At 35.9% G+C, this 16,782-nt stretch carries 17 protein-coding genes and 1 tRNA gene; 7 read left to right on the top strand and 11 right to left on the bottom strand.

The window, feature by feature from the left end:
* The first annotated feature begins 87 nt into the window (after positions 1-87).
* Positions 88-927, top strand: a complete 840-nt coding sequence (locus tag AAC069_RS03255) for an AraC family transcriptional regulator (RefSeq protein ID WP_339919076.1) — start codon at positions 88-90, stop codon at positions 925-927.
* A 205-nt stretch (positions 928-1,132) separates the two neighbouring features.
* A complete protein-coding gene (locus tag AAC069_RS03250) occupies positions 1,133-2,635 on the top strand; it encodes an aldehyde dehydrogenase family protein (RefSeq protein WP_339919075.1) in 1,503 nt (500 codons plus the stop codon).
* A gap of 176 nt (positions 2,636-2,811) precedes the next feature.
* Here AAC069_RS03250 and AAC069_RS03245 read toward each other — a convergent pair.
* Positions 2,812-2,885: transfer RNA gene (locus AAC069_RS03245), tRNA-Ala, on the bottom strand.
* Between the two features lie 120 nt (positions 2,886-3,005).
* On the opposite strand from AAC069_RS03245, the gene AAC069_RS03240 reads away from it, so the two are divergent.
* The 4 genes from AAC069_RS03240 to AAC069_RS03225 are packed head-to-tail and all read left to right on the top strand — an operon-like array spanning position 3,006 to position 5,217.
* Positions 3,006-3,773 carry an enoyl-CoA hydratase/isomerase family protein gene (locus tag AAC069_RS03240; protein WP_339919074.1) on the top strand — a complete coding sequence of 256 codons (768 nt, stop codon included), beginning with the start codon at positions 3,006-3,008 and terminating at the stop codon, positions 3,771-3,773.
* A gap of 6 nt (positions 3,774-3,779) precedes the next feature.
* Complete coding sequence (locus AAC069_RS03235; RefSeq protein WP_176980622.1) at positions 3,780-3,953, top strand: hypothetical protein; 174 nt, start codon at positions 3,780-3,782, stop codon at positions 3,951-3,953.
* 35 nt (positions 3,954-3,988) lie between these two features.
* On the top strand, positions 3,989-4,441 hold the full coding sequence (locus AAC069_RS03230; protein WP_339919073.1) for a 6-carboxytetrahydropterin synthase: 453 nt from the start codon (positions 3,989-3,991) through the stop codon (positions 4,439-4,441).
* A 23-nt stretch (positions 4,442-4,464) separates the two neighbouring features.
* Positions 4,465-5,217 (top strand): UDP-2,3-diacylglucosamine diphosphatase, encoded by a 753-nt coding sequence (locus AAC069_RS03225; RefSeq protein WP_339919072.1) that lies wholly within the window; start codon positions 4,465-4,467, stop codon positions 5,215-5,217.
* Here the strand turns inward: AAC069_RS03225 and AAC069_RS03220 are convergent.
* The 9 genes from AAC069_RS03220 to AAC069_RS03180 all read right to left on the bottom strand — a co-directional run bounded on the left by AAC069_RS03220 (position 5,214) and on the right by AAC069_RS03180 (position 14,320).
* Entirely contained in the window at positions 5,214-5,570 is a 357-nt protein-coding gene (locus tag AAC069_RS03220) for a hypothetical protein (RefSeq protein ID WP_339919071.1), read from the bottom strand. The two genes, AAC069_RS03225 and AAC069_RS03220, sit on opposite strands and share 4 nt — an antisense overlap.
* Before the next feature lie 165 nt (positions 5,571-5,735).
* Positions 5,736-6,320: a hypothetical protein gene (locus AAC069_RS03215; protein WP_339919070.1), complete on the bottom strand. Its 585-nt coding sequence runs from the start codon at positions 6,318-6,320 to the stop codon at positions 5,736-5,738.
* 7 nt (positions 6,321-6,327) lie between these two features.
* Complete coding sequence (locus AAC069_RS03210) at positions 6,328-7,836, bottom strand: hypothetical protein (RefSeq protein WP_339919069.1); 1,509 nt, start codon at positions 7,834-7,836, stop codon at positions 6,328-6,330.
* A 156-nt stretch (positions 7,837-7,992) separates the two neighbouring features.
* The gene (locus AAC069_RS03205; RefSeq protein ID WP_339919068.1) at positions 7,993-9,273 is read right to left on the bottom strand and encodes an MFS transporter; all 1,281 of its coding nucleotides are present in this window, start codon (positions 9,271-9,273) and stop codon (positions 7,993-7,995) included.
* Positions 9,273-10,961, bottom strand: coding sequence for a single-stranded-DNA-specific exonuclease RecJ (gene recJ, locus AAC069_RS03200; protein WP_339919067.1), 1,689 nt, complete (start codon positions 10,959-10,961; stop codon positions 9,273-9,275). The genes AAC069_RS03205 and recJ overlap by 1 nt, the downstream gene beginning before the upstream one ends.
* 78 nt (positions 10,962-11,039) lie before the next feature.
* Entirely contained in the window at positions 11,040-11,393 is a 354-nt protein-coding gene (locus AAC069_RS03195; RefSeq protein WP_339919066.1) for a HopJ type III effector protein, read from the bottom strand.
* Between the two features lie 12 nt (positions 11,394-11,405).
* Entirely contained in the window at positions 11,406-12,458 is a 1,053-nt protein-coding gene (locus AAC069_RS03190; protein WP_339919065.1) for an FAD-dependent oxidoreductase, read from the bottom strand.
* A gap of 3 nt (positions 12,459-12,461) precedes the next feature.
* A complete protein-coding gene (rsmI, locus tag AAC069_RS03185) occupies positions 12,462-13,175 on the bottom strand; it encodes a 16S rRNA (cytidine(1402)-2'-O)-methyltransferase (protein ID WP_091090887.1) in 714 nt (237 codons plus the stop codon).
* Positions 13,176-13,216: 41 nt separating this feature from the next.
* Positions 13,217-14,320 carry a hypothetical protein gene (locus tag AAC069_RS03180; RefSeq protein ID WP_339919064.1) on the bottom strand — a complete coding sequence of 368 codons (1,104 nt, stop codon included), beginning with the start codon at positions 14,318-14,320 and terminating at the stop codon, positions 13,217-13,219.
* 238 nt (positions 14,321-14,558) lie between these two features.
* Here AAC069_RS03180 and AAC069_RS03175 point away from each other — a divergent pair, with 238 nt between their 5' ends.
* A complete protein-coding gene (locus AAC069_RS03175; protein WP_339919435.1) occupies positions 14,559-15,152 on the top strand; it encodes a thymidine kinase in 594 nt (197 codons plus the stop codon).
* A gap of 137 nt (positions 15,153-15,289) precedes the next feature.
* Here AAC069_RS03175 and rpoN read toward each other — a convergent pair whose 3' ends face one another.
* Entirely contained in the window at positions 15,290-16,756 is a 1,467-nt protein-coding gene (gene rpoN, locus AAC069_RS03170; protein ID WP_339919063.1) for an RNA polymerase factor sigma-54, read from the bottom strand.
* Between the last annotated feature and the right edge of the window lie 26 nt (positions 16,757-16,782).

Below are 16,782 nucleotides of genomic sequence, written 5' to 3'. Positions count from 1 at the left end.
CTCATGCTATCGTTCGTATCGAGTTCTGTTAATTTAGAAAAATAAAAGTCAAGTATATAGTACAGTAATCCTTTTAAGAAATATCAAATGCCAATAGAAAACATACCAGAGATTTATTTCCAAAACAAGGATACAGCGCGAGACATATTTGTTTATGATTTTAAAATGACAAGTGATGTAGTAAAAAGCAAAGTTAATTTGAGCATGAATATGTTTAGCTTTTTACAAGTGGGTAAGAAGCAAGTTCATTTTGCCAATACCTCTATGGCGGTCAACAGTAGGCAATCTTTGCTACTTAAAAAAGGAAATTGGTTATGGACAGAATTACTGGATACGGAAGCTGTTTATTTTTGTAAGCTTTTCTTTTTTTCAGAGAAAAAACTAACCGAATTTTTAAGCAAACACACCAATGATGCGAAGCCTTATAAGGAGGAGGTTCCGTACTTTGTGATTGAAAATGATGATTATATCGCTTCCTTTATTAGCTCTCTTTCGTCTGACACCTTTTTAAATCACAGTTATGGTGAGGCTTTGTTGGCTTTAAAATTTGAAGAAATTATGCTGTATTTGCTAAATAAATATGGTGATGAATTTGAATATTATTTACATTCCTTAATCTCAAAAGAGGTTTCGCCCTTTAGAAATGTAGTAGAGAGCAATGTGCATTCTAATTTAAAGTTGGAGGAGATTGCCTTTTTATGCAATATGAGCTTGTCTACCTTCAAACGGCATTTTACTTCGGAGTATAATGAAGCTCCCGGGAAATGGCTACAAGATAAGCGCCTTCAAAAAGCAAAAGAACTGTTACAAGATGGTGAATTAAAAGCTTCAGATATATATTTAGATATTGGATATAACAACCTGTCTAACTTTAGTATAGCCTTTAAAAATAAGTTTGGAATTAGTCCGACAGATGTTTCGGATTAAACAACAACAAGCGCAACTAACTGACTTAATGAGTTTTAACGCTTTAATTATGTTTTTTTTATATCGAAATAATCACATTGACCTTTTTTCATAAGTTTTTGAACCGTATCAATAACTTGATAAGAGAACTGCTGCCGTAAATTTGCAGTGTAATTAATAAGAAGCAATTTCTAAGAATTACATCTAAAAATTTAAATAAAAAATTATGGCAAATGTAACTAAACCTGTATTCAAAGAAAGATACGGGAATTTTATTGGCGGTAAATTCGTAGCTCCTGTAAAAGGACAGTACTTCGATAACGTATCTCCAGTTGATGGAAAAGTATTTACTCAAGCAGCTCGTTCTACACAAGAAGATATAGACTTAGCTTTAGACGCTGCACACGAAGCATTCCCATCTTGGAGTACTTCATCTGCAACAGAGCGTAGCAATATGTTATTAAAAATTGCACAAGTAATGGAAGACAACTTCGAATACTTGGCAACTTTAGAAACAATTGACAACGGTAAACCAATCCGAGAGTCACGTGCAGCAGATATCCCTTACTGTATTGATCACTTTCGTTATTTCGCAGGTGTTATCCGTGCAGACGAAGGAAGTGTTTCTGAACATGACAAAAATACTTTAAGTATCGTTTTACACGAGCCTATTGGAGTTGTTGGAGAAATCATTCCTTGGAACTTCCCAATGTTAATGCTAGCTTGGAAAATCGCTCCGGCTTTAGCAACTGGTTGTACCGCAGTTGTAAAGCCAGCTGAACAAACACCAACAAGTGTAATCATGTTGATGGAATTGATAGGTGATATTTTACCTGCGGGAGTCTTAAACATCGTAACTGGTTTTGGTGCTGAAGCTGGGCAAGCTTTAGCGACTTCAAAACGTATCGCTAAACTTTCATTCACTGGTTCTACTGAAACTGGTCGTAAAGTGTACCACAATGCAGCAGAAAACATTATTCCAGTAACAATGGAATTGGGAGGAAAATCTCCAAATATTTTCTTCCCATCTGTAGCGGCTCAAGACGACAAATTCTTCAGTAAAGCTGTAGAAGGCGCGTTAATGTTTGCGCTTAATCAAGGGGAAATTTGTACGACTCCATCACGTATTCTAGTTCATGAAGATATTGCTGATCTTTTTATCGAAAGAATGCAAGAACGCTTAAAACTAATTAAAAAAGGAAATCCACTTGATCCAGAAACAATGATTGGCTCTCAAGTTTCAAAGGCACAATGCGAAAAAATACTTAACTATATCAATATTGGTAAAGAAGAAGGTGCGGTTGTATTAGCCGGTGGAGAAGCTGGTAATTACGAAGGCGATCTCGCTGGAGGATACTATGTTCAACCAACGGTATTAAAAGGAACAAACAATATGCGTGTATTCCAAGAAGAAATTTTTGGACCGGTTGTAGCTTTAACAACATTTAGTTCTACTGAAGAAGCTATTGCAATCGCAAACGATACGCCTTATGGTTTAGGTGCGGGTGTTTGGTCTCGTGATGCTCACGAATTATTCCAAGTTCCACGTGCTATTCAAGCGGGTAGAGTTTGGGTAAACCAATACAATACGTATCCTGCTCACGCTCCGTTTGGTGGAGTGAAGGAATCTGGATTTGGTCGTGAAAACCATAAAATGGCATTAGATCATTATCGTGTTGTAAAAAACATGTTGATTTCTTACGATAAAGAACCAGTTGGATTCTTTTAATTAGAAAATATTGTTAATTCATAAATAAAAAGGCTGTCTCAATTTTTTGAGGCAGCCTTTTTTTACTTTATGGATACATTCGAACCAAAGTGGCACTATTCCATTAGTTCTTAGTTAATTAAATCAAATAAAAAAACCGTAAATTCTTAATAATTAAGATTTACGGTTTTGTAATGTGGAGAATATCGGATTCGAACCGATCACCTCTTGCCTGCCAGGCAAGCACTCTAGCCAAATGAGCTAATCCCCCAATTCTTTCGCAAATATAACATTATTTTAGATTCAATAGACAAATAAAAAAACAACTTTCTGTTCTGATAAAAGGGTGACTTTCTTCATAATAATTTAACTTTACAATAAAAAAATAAAAATGACTGCATCAAATAACTCCGGTTCACTCACTACGATAATTAAAGATAATATTGCAACGGTGCAATTTGGTCATCCGGCAAGTAATTCTTTTCCAAGGAAATTGTTAAACGAATTAACTGCAGAGTTGAACCAGCTGAGTACTAATTCCAGTGTTTCTGTAATTGTTCTGCGAAGCGAAGGTGCAGGTGCTTTTTGCGCTGGAGCTTCTTTTGACGAACTTGTGGCAGTATCCAATCAGGAGGAAGGAACGCAGTTTTTCTCTGGGTTTGCTAATTTAATAAATGCCATGCGCAAGTGTTCTAAAATAATAGTAGGGCGCATTCACGGGAAAGCAGTTGGAGGAGGTGTAGGTATTGCCGCGGCCTGTGATTACGCTTTTGCGACCATTGATAGTAGTATCAAGCTTTCTGAACTTGCTATCGGGATTGGTCCATTTGTGATTGAGCCTGCGGTAAGTCGAAAAATTGGTAAAACAGCAATGACAGAGATGACACTTGCGGCTACCGAGTGGAAAAATACAGATTGGGCTCAAGATAAAGGGCTTTACGCCAAAGTATTGGGAAATCAGGTTGAATTAGATATTGACATCGCTCATTTTACCGCAAAGTTAGCTTCTTATAATCCAGAAGCTTTGACGCAAATGAAGAAGATAATTTGGGAAGGAACAGAAGACTGGGATGTATTACTGCTTGAGAGAGCTGCTATTTCAGGTGAATTAGTCTTGTCTGATTTTACTAAAAATGCGCTGAATCAATTTAAAAAATAATAGGAAATGAGAATTACAGCTCTTGTACAACAAGTAAATATAGCCGAAAAAATAAAAGATGCGACTGACAGCAGTTATCAGATAGGAGTGATTATTGGTTCCTTTATTCCATTTGTTGTTTTGGTGGGACTAGCTTATTGGATGTATGCTTCTGCAAAAAAAAGAGACAAAAACGGTTAATTTTTCACTAAATTTGCAACCAAAATTATACGGAAATGAGCAATATCAGAATTACAAAAAAATTTAGTTTCGAAACCGGTCATGCACTTTATGGGTATGATGGCAAATGTAAAAATGTTCACGGACATAGTTATAAATTGTCTGTAACCGTTATCGGGAGTCCTATTGAGAACCGTAATGACGTAAAGTTTGGAATGGTGATTGACTTTACCGACTTGAAAAAAATTGTAAAAGAAGAGATTGTAGATCAGTTTGATCATGCTACCGTTTTTAATGAAACCACTCCTCATGTGGAATTGGCACACGAATTAAAAAACCGTGGACATCATGTTATTTTGGTAGATTACCAGCCTACTAGCGAAAACATGGTTATTGATTTTGCCCAAAGAATAATTGGTAGATTACCAGCAGATATTAAACTTTTTTCTTTAAAATTACAAGAAACAGATTCGTCTTTTGCTGAATGGTACGCCAGCGATAATTTGTAATTCAAAATTCATACTTTAGCTTCATGCAATTAACCAACAATAGAAAAATATACTTCGCCTCCGATCAACATTTTGGTGCACCAACAGCAGAACTTAGTTTACCGAGAGAAAAGCGATTTGTTGCTTGGCTTGATGAAGTAAAAGAAGATGCCGAAGCGATTTTTCTGTTAGGAGATTTGTTTGATTTTTGGTTCGAATATAAAGCTGTTGTTCCAAAGGGATTTGTTCGTGTTTTAGGGAAATTAGCTGAAATTAGAGACAGTGGAATTCCCATTTATTTCTTCGTGGGGAATCACGATTTATGGATGGAAGATTATTTCCAAAAAGAATTAAATATTCCTGTTTATCACGATAATCAAGAATTTACTTTTGGAGATAAAACATTCCTCATTGGTCACGGAGACGGCAAAGGGCCCGGCGATATGGGGTACAAACGTATGAAAAAAGTGTTTACCAATCCTTTTTCAAAATGGCTCTTCAGATGGCTTCATCCTGATATAGGAGTACGTTTGGCACAATACCTGTCAGTAAAAAACAAATTGATATCTGGAGATGAAGATGTAACCTTTTTGGGAGAAGACAATGAATGGTTAATTCTATATTCCAAAAGAAAATTGGAAAGGAAACATTACAATTACCTTGTTTTTGGACACCGCCATTTACCGATGAAAGTGAATGTAGGAGAAAATTCAGAATACGTGAATCTGGGCGACTGGATCAGCTATTTTACTTATGGAGTTTTCGATGGAGAAACTTTCGAGATAAAAAAGTATTAATTCATTCCTTCGCCATATAAATAATCATCTAGATTAATTTTAAACAAAGTCCCCTCGACCAAGTCTTTTACTGCGGTCAATTCTTTCATTGAAACTGCTAAGTCAATTTGAGAACAAGGTGTTTTTAATAAAAATTTGTGGCATTGATTTTTCAGTTCGCAATCGTCGCAACAGTTATTAATAATATAACTTTCTTGAATGCAACACTGAAACAATTTCAGTTCATGTCGGCTAAAATAAAAACCAGTTTCTCTAAAAATCAATTGGACTTTATCTGTTAATACTTCGTCCTCTTTTCTCCAGTAGAAAGAAGTACCGGCATCATTATAATATATCTGTTTCATTTCTTGCATGAGTCAATCGTTTGAAACAAATATAATAATTATTTATATTTAATCTAAATAAAAGTAAAATAAAAAGTCGGTAATGAATCTCAGGATTCATTACCGACTTTTTATTTTAAACGAAATTATGACTCGTCTATGTCTTTTTGTAAATCTATTTTACGGGGTTGAAGTCTAGTTATAAACACCATCAAAATATTCGCCTACAACAATCCAGTTCCCTTTTATTTTCTTTAATATATATATCTGTCTCCCAGATGAGCCACCAAGAATAATCGAATAGGAACTAAAACACAGAAGAGCGTTTTTATTATTTGAAAACAATACTGGTCTGCTAATTATATACCCTTTACTAGATCCTTGTAAGTGTTCTGTCACCTCACTGTCAGTGAAATTCATAGGATATTCCATGATTGGAACATTTAAGTTTTCGAAATCTGTTTTTTTCCAATAATAGGTAATCGTGTCCTTATTATATAATTTTTTTAAGCGAATCAAAGTAGTGGTATTAAGTAGCCAATTATTCTTATCTTTTAAAGGATGGCTTAAGTAGTAAGTCAAGTCCCTCCTGTTATATGCATATTCGTAAATTGACAACGCTGATTTTTTAGAAAGTGCTTTATTAATTAGAAAAACCTTTTCTGTATCATTCTTATGTTTTTCATTCAAAAAATTTTCAATGATTTCGTTTTCTAATTTTGTAGTAGAACAGGATATTAGTAAAAAGCCAATTAGAGAAAATAATAGGTAATTTTTCATGATTTATTTATTTACAGGGTTTTCCTAAGGGATTTTGGTCTCCTCTAGAGCTATTATATGTTTCTGCAACAATTCTATTCTCAATTCTTCCTCGAGCAGCATAATTTTTGTGGTTTTGATCATTTGGATAATTTCTTTTATAAATAGATGTACCCACTAAGCCTGCCCATGCCAAATCTAAGTAAGCCTGCATAGGGTAACCTGAATTAATAGACTCACCAGTGTGAAATTCTTGAACTGTTGACGCTATTATATTAACAAATTTATTGGCAATTATTTCATGTTGAGCATACACATCAGCTTGTGATCCAGCGGTGGTTTTCTTTTTTTCATAGGCATCATACAGTGCGGGGAAGGGTGTGTTTTCATTTGTGCTATCTACATTATATCCATCAACTACACTTAATAAATATGCATGTATAATCTCATGAGTTATAGTAGTTGCTATTGATAAATCAGTGGGTGGTGAGTCCGTACCCCAACTTCGAACACCATTTAAGTAATTTGAACTGATGGTTATATTATAACTATTTTTAGAATTCTTAATAGTTTCTGCAATATTATTAACATCTTTCATAGTACCGGTTGTCATTGTTATAGCATATACGTCACCAACACCCAGTTTTTCATAAATAACTTTAATATCGTTATTAGCTGCGTTTTTTAATTTATCCATAATAGCTTTTGGGCAAGTGTCAAGTAGGGTATAATCTATCTTTTCCTCAAGCACATCCGCGATTTCATAATATACGGTTTTATAGCTTTTTGTTATATAAGGAACATGTATCGCATCGTTGGTGTATTCAGATTCACAAGGATAAGCAACAGCCATAAAAGAGACTTCAGTTTTAATATATATACTACCTAGGAATTTAATCGTATACACTTCATTAGTAATGGCATTTTTCCATATTTCATAACGATCCTCATAAAATTCCCTTAAAACCGGAACGGTATAGGTGGTGCTACAAGATGGTAATTTGTTAGTCAACCCACTGTTGTTTAATTTGGAAAATAGATTGATTGCTAACTTTAGAGGTTCTAATTCAGAACTATTTGCATGATTCTTTGCGACTCCATTTTGAGCTAACAATTGACCTAATGGTTTACCATCCAAATTAAAAACATTTAGTGTTCCTGAATAATTATCTAATTCTTGAATAGTTCCCGTAAATAAATCATTGTGGACACTAGAAAATGCCTCTATGAAATACGAGTAAACAGTACTGTCTTTTTTTATCGCAATCAGCTCATATTTTAAGCTTTCTTGAAATATCTTGGAGCTAATTTTAACTTCATTCGTTTCAGTAATCCCAATCTGATAAATCTCAAAACCGTCTTTCTCGATTCTGGATAGCGTTTCCCAATTTACAACTAAATTTTCAGAAATGTTTTTGTTCGTAAATTGTTCTAATTTTAAATCATTTTTAAGTTGATTTATGACGGGATTCGTCGAGCTGTTTTCTAAATTAGTCGTTAGTACAAGAAAAGAGCAGCAGGACCAAGAATATTCCAAAAAAAATGGGGGGGGTAAATAATTTTACTTTCATAGTATGATTTAAAATTAGTGTTTTTTCGAGTAAAAAACATCGTTTTCAAACTTACAGCTAATTTACTATGAATCAAATACCCAGTTTTAGTGATATTTAGAGAGCTAAAAACCCATTAAAAATCAATCCTGATTTTCATGTTCCTCTAAATCTTTTCTCAAATCTAATTTTCTAAAAGAGGGAGAAATGATTCCTGTAAATGCCACTATAATAAGTGTCATGCTTCCGCCAAAAACAACTGCGGTAACCGTTCCCATTAATTTAGCAGTAACACCACTTTCAAAAGCACCCAATTCATTTGAAGAACCTACAAACATTGAGTTTACAGCCGAAACTCTACCGCGCATATGATCTGGAGTTTTAAGTTGTAGAATCGTTTGACGGATTACAACTGAGATACCATCGAATACACCACTAAAGAACAAAGCCAAAAGCGATACCCAGAAAATCGTCGAAAGCCCAAATACTATAATACAAATTCCAAAAGCAAATATTGCTCCTAATAGCTTCATTCCTGCATTTTTACTCAAGGGAACATAGGCTGTAATTATCATGGTCAAAAAGGCTCCTACAGCTGGGGCTGCTCTCAAAAAACCAAATCCTTCCGGACCCACTTTTAGTATGTCTTGTGCAAAGATGGGCAATAGCGCTATGGCTCCGCCAAAAAGAACGGATACCATATCAAGAGTAATCGCGCCTAAAATAGTTTTGTTATTGAATACGAATTTTATTCCTTCGGTCAAACTTTGCATCACGGGTTCTCCGATTTTTGGATTCAAAATTGGTTTTTTTTCTATTTGCGATAAAGCTAACAATGCAAAAACAGAACAAGCGAAAACAGAACACATCGACCAATGCACACCAATCAACGTAATAGAGAAACCGGCAACGGCAGGACCTACAACGGATGCTATTTGCCAGACAGAACTACTCCAAGTCGCCGCATTGGGATATACTTTTTTAGGTACAAGCAAGGATAATAACGAAAAGATAGTTGGTCCTAAGAAGGCTCGAACTAATCCACCAAGAAAAACTAAAAAGTAGATGGAATACAAAATCGTTTTTAATGCATAATCTTGTACTACTGCGGGCCAGGTTAATAAAAACAGCCCGAAACTGATTACTGAAAAAGCCAAAATACATTTGACTAACAGTCCTTTCTTTTCTTTCTGGTCTACAATGTGACCAGCAAACAACGCCATGGAGATAGCAGGTATTACTTCCATCAATCCAATTATTCCTAATGAAAGTGGGTCTTTGGTTATGCTGTAAACTTGCCATTCAATCACGATAAATTGCATAGACCAGGCAAAAACCATAGCGAAACGCAATAACAAAAAAGTATTGAACTCTTTATAACGCAATGCTGCGTAGGGGTCTTTTTTTATTTTGGGTGTAGTCATTACTTAATGTTTTTTAATCTCAGTTGAATCGAAATCTTACCGTTCCATTCATTTTCATCTATACAATACACTGCTTCAAAGGGCTTTTGGTTTGTAGTTAATTCCATTTTATTTCCTAGTCCGAAACCAATAGCTGGAATGCCTTCAGAATTATTTTGTTTTACAAACAGTTTTAAATGAGCATTGTCTTCGCCTAGTTTTTTGGCGTAGCCAGTATCTTTTACATTCTTTGTTAGAAATACAGGAGTCATGTTTAGCGGACCAAAAGGTTCAAACTGTTTTAGTATTCGGGTGAGTTTAGGGGTAATATCTGCAAAATCTATTTCGGCATCAATCTCTATTTCAGGAATCAACATATCCGGATGAATCGTTTCTTGCACTTGTTTTTCAAAGGCTTCTTTGAAAATGGAATAATTCTCTTCTTTCAATGTCATTCCGGCGGCATACATGTGTCCGCCAAATTGCTCTAAATGTTGCGAGCAGGCTTCGAGTGCATTATAGACGTCAAAACCTTTGACCGATCGTGCCGAGGCGGCATATTTATCACCACTTTTGGTAAAAACCAAAGTAGGCCTGTAATAGTTTTCTATTAAGCGGGAAGCGACAATTCCAATTACGCCTTTGTGCCAGTTTTCCTGATAGACAACTGAGGTAAAGCGGTCTTTTTCTTCGTTTACTTCAATTTGTAACAGGGCTTCTTTGGTAATTTGCTTGTCTAAATCTTTACGGTCTGAATTGTATTGTTCTATTTCTGAAGCAAATTGCTGTGCTTGTTCAAAATCAAATTCTGTTAATAGTTCTACGGCATGATTTCCGTGTTTAATTCGTCCCGCAGCATTAATTCTTGGTGCGATGATAAAAACAACATCGGTGATATCTAGGGTTTGTTTTTTGACTTGATGAACTAAAGCTTTGATACCCGGTCTTGGATCGCTATTAATTACTTGCAAACCAAAGTAGGCGAGTACGCGGTTTTCTCCAGTCATCGGAACGATATCAGCGGCGATTGCAGCGGCAACTAAATCGAGATAGGAGGCTAGGTCTTCTATTGTTTGGCCTCGGTTTAATCCTAACGCCTGAATTAATTTAAACCCTATTCCACATCCGCACAATTCATCATAAGGATAACTGCAGTCGTCTCTTTTGGGATCCAAAATGGCAACAGCTTCGGGCAGGTCTTTTCCGGGTCTGTGGTGATCACAGATGATAAAATCGATATTTCTTTCTTTGGCGTACCCCACATGATCGATTGATTTTATACCGCAATCTAAGGCAATTATCAAGGACATGCCATTGTCATCAGCAAAGTCAATCCCTTTAAAAGAAATCCCATATCCCTCATCGTAGCGATCTGGAATATAGGTGGCAACATTAGGATAATAGGTTTTTAAGTAGGACGACACTAGCGAGACAGCGGTCGTTCCATCGACATCATAATCACCAAAAACAAGAATATTTTCTTGGTTTTCGATGGCTAATTCAATGCGAGCCACCGCTTTTTCCATATCTTTCATCAGGTACGGATCGTGCAAGTGGTCTAAGGAAGGACGAAAGAAGTTCTTAGCGTCTTCGAAAGTTTCAATCCCGCGCTGTACTAATAAGGTAGCCACAAAATCTTCCACATTTAGGGCTTGTGCCAAATGCTTGATTTTATCTTCGGAAGGTTTTGGTTTAATAGTCCAACGCATGTTGATTTTTGATTGAAGATTAACGATTTTTAATATGAGATTTTGTCTTCAATAGTTAAATTTCGTTTATCATAATTATTAAATAGTCTTCTTTAATTCTAAAGCTTCACCGTAAAATGCAATTCCGTCCCAACCCGTTTTCATGAAGTTGCGAATGTTTTGGTGACTCGTTCCTTCCGGTTCTCCTAAAACTTCTTCTTGATAATAAGCGCCAAAACAAGATAATGTTGTTGCTTCAGACAAGTTTTGCAATTCGGCGAAAGCGAACAATTTACAAGAACCAGAGTTTTCTCCAGCTGCATTGTGGAGTATTCCGTTTTCGAATGCTGTTGGTGAAAAAACATAATTTTCCTCAATTACCGCAATCGTTTCTGTGAATGTGATATTTTGCGGAGTTTGTTTTAATTTTTCTAAAAAGGATTTTAGATTCATGTGCTTAATTTGTTAAAATTGAGAGGCAATACTTTTGGCAGCAACTACCGCTCCTTCCATGTATCCTGGATTTTCGGAGGCAGTTTCTGAACCAGAAATATATAATTTATCGTTTAATAATGGTTTTTTATAGTCGGGATGTCCGTTGTTTTCATGCCCCATGAGCAGATGCTCGTACGGGAAAAAGGTAAGTGGTTCGTTTCTCCATACTTTTTCATGATAGGCTACATAATTTTCAGCTTCAGCACCAAAAAGTTTTGTAAGCTGAAGGATTACTTTCGCTTTCCGTTCTTCTTCTGACAGCGTATGTGTACCGCCGTTTAGAAAACCTTTTAATGCATATCCCTTGTTGTCAGCAGTGCTATGGTCGTACATTTCCTGAATGATATTGGCTTGACTGAACAGTGTGCCTGAATAATTGTTTTCTCGCCAAAAAGGGCTAGCATATTCCATTGCAAATTTTATGGATTCTCCCATCCAAGTATGCGTTTTTCGCGCTAATTGCTGAATAGAATCAGGTAAGTAGGGCTCGAATGTTATAGTTTGAACTAACAAATGCGGGGGCAAAGTGGTGATTACTTTAGCACCTTTGTATGTGATTCCGTCAGAAGTGGTAACCTCTAAGTAGTTGTCAACTTCTTTTATTGTTGTTACTTTAGTTTGTGTTTTTATGTTTTCAATTCCAATTTTTTCGACTAATTTTTCAATTAATGTTGTCGTTCCGCCAACTATTCGAAAGGAGGGTTCTTCGGAATCTGAAATTTCAAATTTTTGTGGGGGCACAAAGGACATAGTTTCAAAAAAAGAGATGCCTTTAGTGTGTTGCCTAAAATAAGATATTTTGAGTTCATCTAATAAGGCAATAAGGTGCTTATGCGGTTTGCTGAACCAGGTAGCGCCTAATTCCATTGTGGCTCCAGTTGTACCGGTGACTGTTTCTATGCGGCCACCAATGCGGGTGTGAGCTTCTAATATAATAACTTCAAACCCTTTTTTTTGTAACAAATAAGCGATCATTAAACCCGATAGACCGGCACCGATGATTATGATTTTTGCGTTATTCATGTTTTATTCGTCTTTCTGGAATTTACTTTTTTTCACTTCTTTAGTGATTGGTTTTCCACCTACAACCACTACAATTTCGCCTCGTGGTGCTATTTTTTCAAAATGCGTTAAAACTTCTCTTACAGTTCCACGAACATTTTCTTCGTGTAGTTTAGATAATTCTCTACAAACACAAATGGGTCTGTCCTCTCCAAAATAAGTTATGAATTCAGCTAATGTTTTCAATAATTTATGGGGAGAAACATATAAAATCATGGTTCGTGTTTCTTCGGCTAAAGCCAAATAACGGGTTTGTTTTCCTTTTTTGTCAGGCAAAAAACCTTCGAAAACAAATTTATCATTTGGTAATCCACTGTTGACTAACGCAGGGACAAAAGCGGTAGCGCCCGGCAGGCATTCCACGGCTATGCCGTTCTCCACACATGCGCGTGTCAATAAAAATCCTGGGTCTGAAATAGCAGGAGTTCCGGCATCAGATATCAGTGCAATATTTTCGCCAGCCTTTAATCGTGAGATTAAATTCTCGATGGTTTTATGCTCATTGTGCATGTGATGACTGTACATGTGTGTGCCAATCTCAAAATGCTTCAGGAGTTTTCCGCTGGTGCGGGTATCTTCGGCGAGAATCAAGTCTACCTCTTTTAGAATCCTGATGGCTCTAAAGGTCATATCTTCAAGATTACCGATTGGTGTGGGAACTATATATAATTTTGACATAAACAGTTATGCGGGAATTTTATTAGTATTTCGAAACTTATTTAAAGGAATTTTTTTTCTATGATATCCATAAAACGTTCTGCATAATCATCTTTTCCTGTCCAATTATTATAATCAGGTTTTACCATTTCTTCAATGAAATTACGCGTTTCATAGAAATTGTCAAAGGTGATTAATTGACTTAGCACACGGTTGTAGTCTTCGTTGCTGTTGCCAAAAAGATGTTTTACAAATGCGATTCGGTCATTCAGATCGATGTCGATTCCTTTTGAAAATTTGTCATTCAGTGAAACTGTTTTTGATTCAGCATTTTTTTCAACTGGTTTAGTTGGCGGAGGCGTTTCTTTTTCTTCTGTTTTTTCTACAGCTTCAAACACAGTTTCCTGCGGTAACGCTTCTATTTCATCGACTTTTACAAAATCGGGTTCGCTATAATGGCCTCCTAGTAGATCTTCAAAAGAAATTTGCATGGTTTGCTCTTTCTTAGAGGTTTCAACTTCGGTCTCTTCCGTTAATTCAAAAGCAGCCTTAAAGTCAGCTACAGGTTCTTCTTCAGTTGCTGGCTCTTCATTTTCAACTATTTCTTCTTCTTCCGCTGTATCTTCCGTTTCCATTTCGTCACTCAAGGCTTCTTCTTCGATAGCTTCGATTTCTTCTACTGGTTGTTCTGCTATATCTGCTGCAAAATCACCTAAATCATTTACGTCTTCTGCAGTAAGTTCTTCTTCCTCTTCTTCAGTAGTGCTTTTCTCTTCGATAGGTTCTTCCGTTGCGATAGGTTCCTGTATGTTTGCTTCTTCGGCAGGAATTTCTTCTATAGGAGCGTATTCGAAAATCACTTCTTCTGTCTCAACCTCTTCTTCTTCAGGAACTTCTTCTACTGGAACAAATTCAGTCATTTCAATCATGGTCTCAACTGGCAGTTCGTCACTTTTGTCATAAAAAGCTTCAATTTCCTTTTCAATTTCAGCATGGCCTATTGTAGGTCTAACAGTGCCATATTGCTCATCAATAAATCGTAAAACCGCTAGTTTTTCATATAGTTTTTGTGTCTCCAAAAACAATTGATTGATGTCAGACTTATTCTTAAGTTTTAATATTCTGTGTGCAATGCTTACTAAATCGGCTTCCAATCTTTTTTTCATGACGTTTGAATTATGGTATATATGGCGTATGTGTTTATAATTTTCTATAATTTTTATCCTACTAAAGAAATAAGCCCTTTAATAGGGAACATTTAATTTTTAATTAAGCGTTCACAAATCATTGAATTGATAAAATTTTTCTACTTTTGAGACTACGTAAAAGTATAAAATCTTAAGTCGGTTTATTACATTGCAAAGTAATAAAAACTATTCATTTTTTAAGTTAGAAAAATACAAAATGTTTCTCGAAAATACAGTAAATCATAAAGAACAATTTGGTTGGATCGAAGTTATCTGCGGTTCGATGTTTTCGGGTAAAACCGAAGAGCTTATTCGACGTCTAAAAAGAGCGCAATTCGCCAAACAAAAAGTAGAAATATTTAAACCATCAATTGATACTAGGTATCATGATGAAATGGTTGTTTCCCATAATGCTAATGAAATTCGTTCTACGCCGGTGCCCGCAGCTGCAAATATTGCAATTTTAGCACAAGGCTGTGATGTTGTAGGGATCGATGAAGCACAATTTTTTGATGATGAAATCGTACGGGTATGTAATGATTTAGCTAACCAGGGAATTCGTGTTATTGTAGCAGGATTAGATATGGACTTTAAAGGGAATCCTTTTGGACCCATGCCGGCGCTAATGGCTACTGCTGAATATGTCACCAAAGTTCATGCGGTATGTACGCGCACTGGAAATTTGGCTAATTATAGTTTTCGTAAAACAGACAATGAGAAATTAGTTATGCTTGGAGAAACAGAAGAATACGAGCCTTTGAGTCGTGCCGCTTATTATCATGCGATGAGGAAAGATCAGGAGGAGAAATAAAATCCTCTCCCCAGCCCTCTCCAAAGGAGAGGGAGGCAGAATTTAATTGGAATCAAAAAAGTCTAGATAACAAAAAACCTTTCTGAGTGTCAGAAAGGTTTTTTTTTAAATAAATCAGAAATCAAAGATCAACACTCTTATATCTTTTTCCTCATTCTAGCCACTGGGATATCTAGTTGTTCCCTATATTTTGCAATAGTCCTTCTCGCAATAGGATAGCCTTTTTCTTTTAATAATTCTGCTAGTTGATCGTCTGGGTATGGTTTTTTCTTATCTTCTTCCTCAATGATATTCTGTAGAATTTTTTTGATTTCCAAAGTCGAAACATCTTCTCCCTGATCATTTTTCATCGATTCTGAGAAAAACTCCTTAATCAGTTTAGTTCCATAAGGAGTCTCAACATACTTGCTATTTGCTACTCGGGAAATAGTCGAAATGTCAAGACCTACCATGTCAGCAATGTCTTTCAGAATCATTGGTTTTAACTTAGTTTCATCTCCTTCAAGAAAAAATTCTTCCTGATAATGCATAATCGCATTCATGGTTACAAAAAGCGTTTCCTGACGTTGTCTGATCGCGTCAATAAACCACTTAGCCGAATCTAGTTTTTGTTTGATAAATTGAACAGCATCTTTTTGAGGGCCTGATTTATCAGTAGATTCTTTATACGTCTGCATCATTTCTTGATAATCTTTCGAAACGTGCAGGCTAGGAGCATTCCTTCCGTTTAAAGTTAATTCCAGTTCGCCATCAACGATTCTAATGGCAAAATCTGGAACCACATTTTCTGTAATTTTATTATTTCCTGTAAAAGCACCGCCCGGCTTTGGGTTGAGCTTTTCTATTTCGTGAATTGCCTTTTTAAGCTGTTCATTCGAAACATTATATTTTTGGATTAATTTCTCGTAATGCTTTTTTGTAAAGGCATCAAATTGGTTTTCGATAATATCAGTAGCCAATTCTACTGATTCAGTAGGTGTTTTGTGTTTTAATTGCAACAATAAACATTCTTGCAAATCACGTGCGCCCACTCCTGAAGGTTCTAATTCATGAATTACATGTAGCATTCTTTCTACAGTAGCTTCATCAGTGTAAAGCCCTTGCGTAAACGCCATGTCATCAACAATATCTGGGATACTGCGACGGATATAGCCCATGTCGTCGATGCTACCTACTAAAAATTCAGCAATATCTCGTTCGTCATCATCCAGGATAAACGTATTCAACTGATTGATTAGATCTTGATGAAAACTAACAGGTGCTGCTAATGGAGATTCGCGATCTTCATCATCATCACTATAATTATTCGTTTGGGTTTTATAATCAGGTGTGTCGTCACTGCTTAGATATTCGTCGATATTGATGTCTTCTGCGTCCACTCTATCGGATTCAGAATCATCGTAGTCGTCATAATCCTCGTTTTCAAACTCGTCTTTTTCGTATTCATCCTCCTCTTTCCCAGCTTCCAAAGCGGGATTTTCATTCATTTCTTCCAACAAACGTTGTTCAAATGCTTGCGTAGGCAATTGAATTAACTTCATCAGCTGAATTTGCTGAGGAGATAATTTCTGGGATAACTTTAAATTTAAAAATTGCTTTAGCATTTATTTTTTGTTTGAAAGTGTAAGGT

It is taken from the genome of uncultured Flavobacterium sp., assembly GCF_963974175.1.
GTDB lineage: Bacteria > Bacteroidota > Bacteroidia > Flavobacteriales > Flavobacteriaceae > Flavobacterium.
The sequence above is the reverse complement of the archived record's forward strand: the minus strand, read 5'-3'. Positions and strand labels throughout refer to the sequence as shown.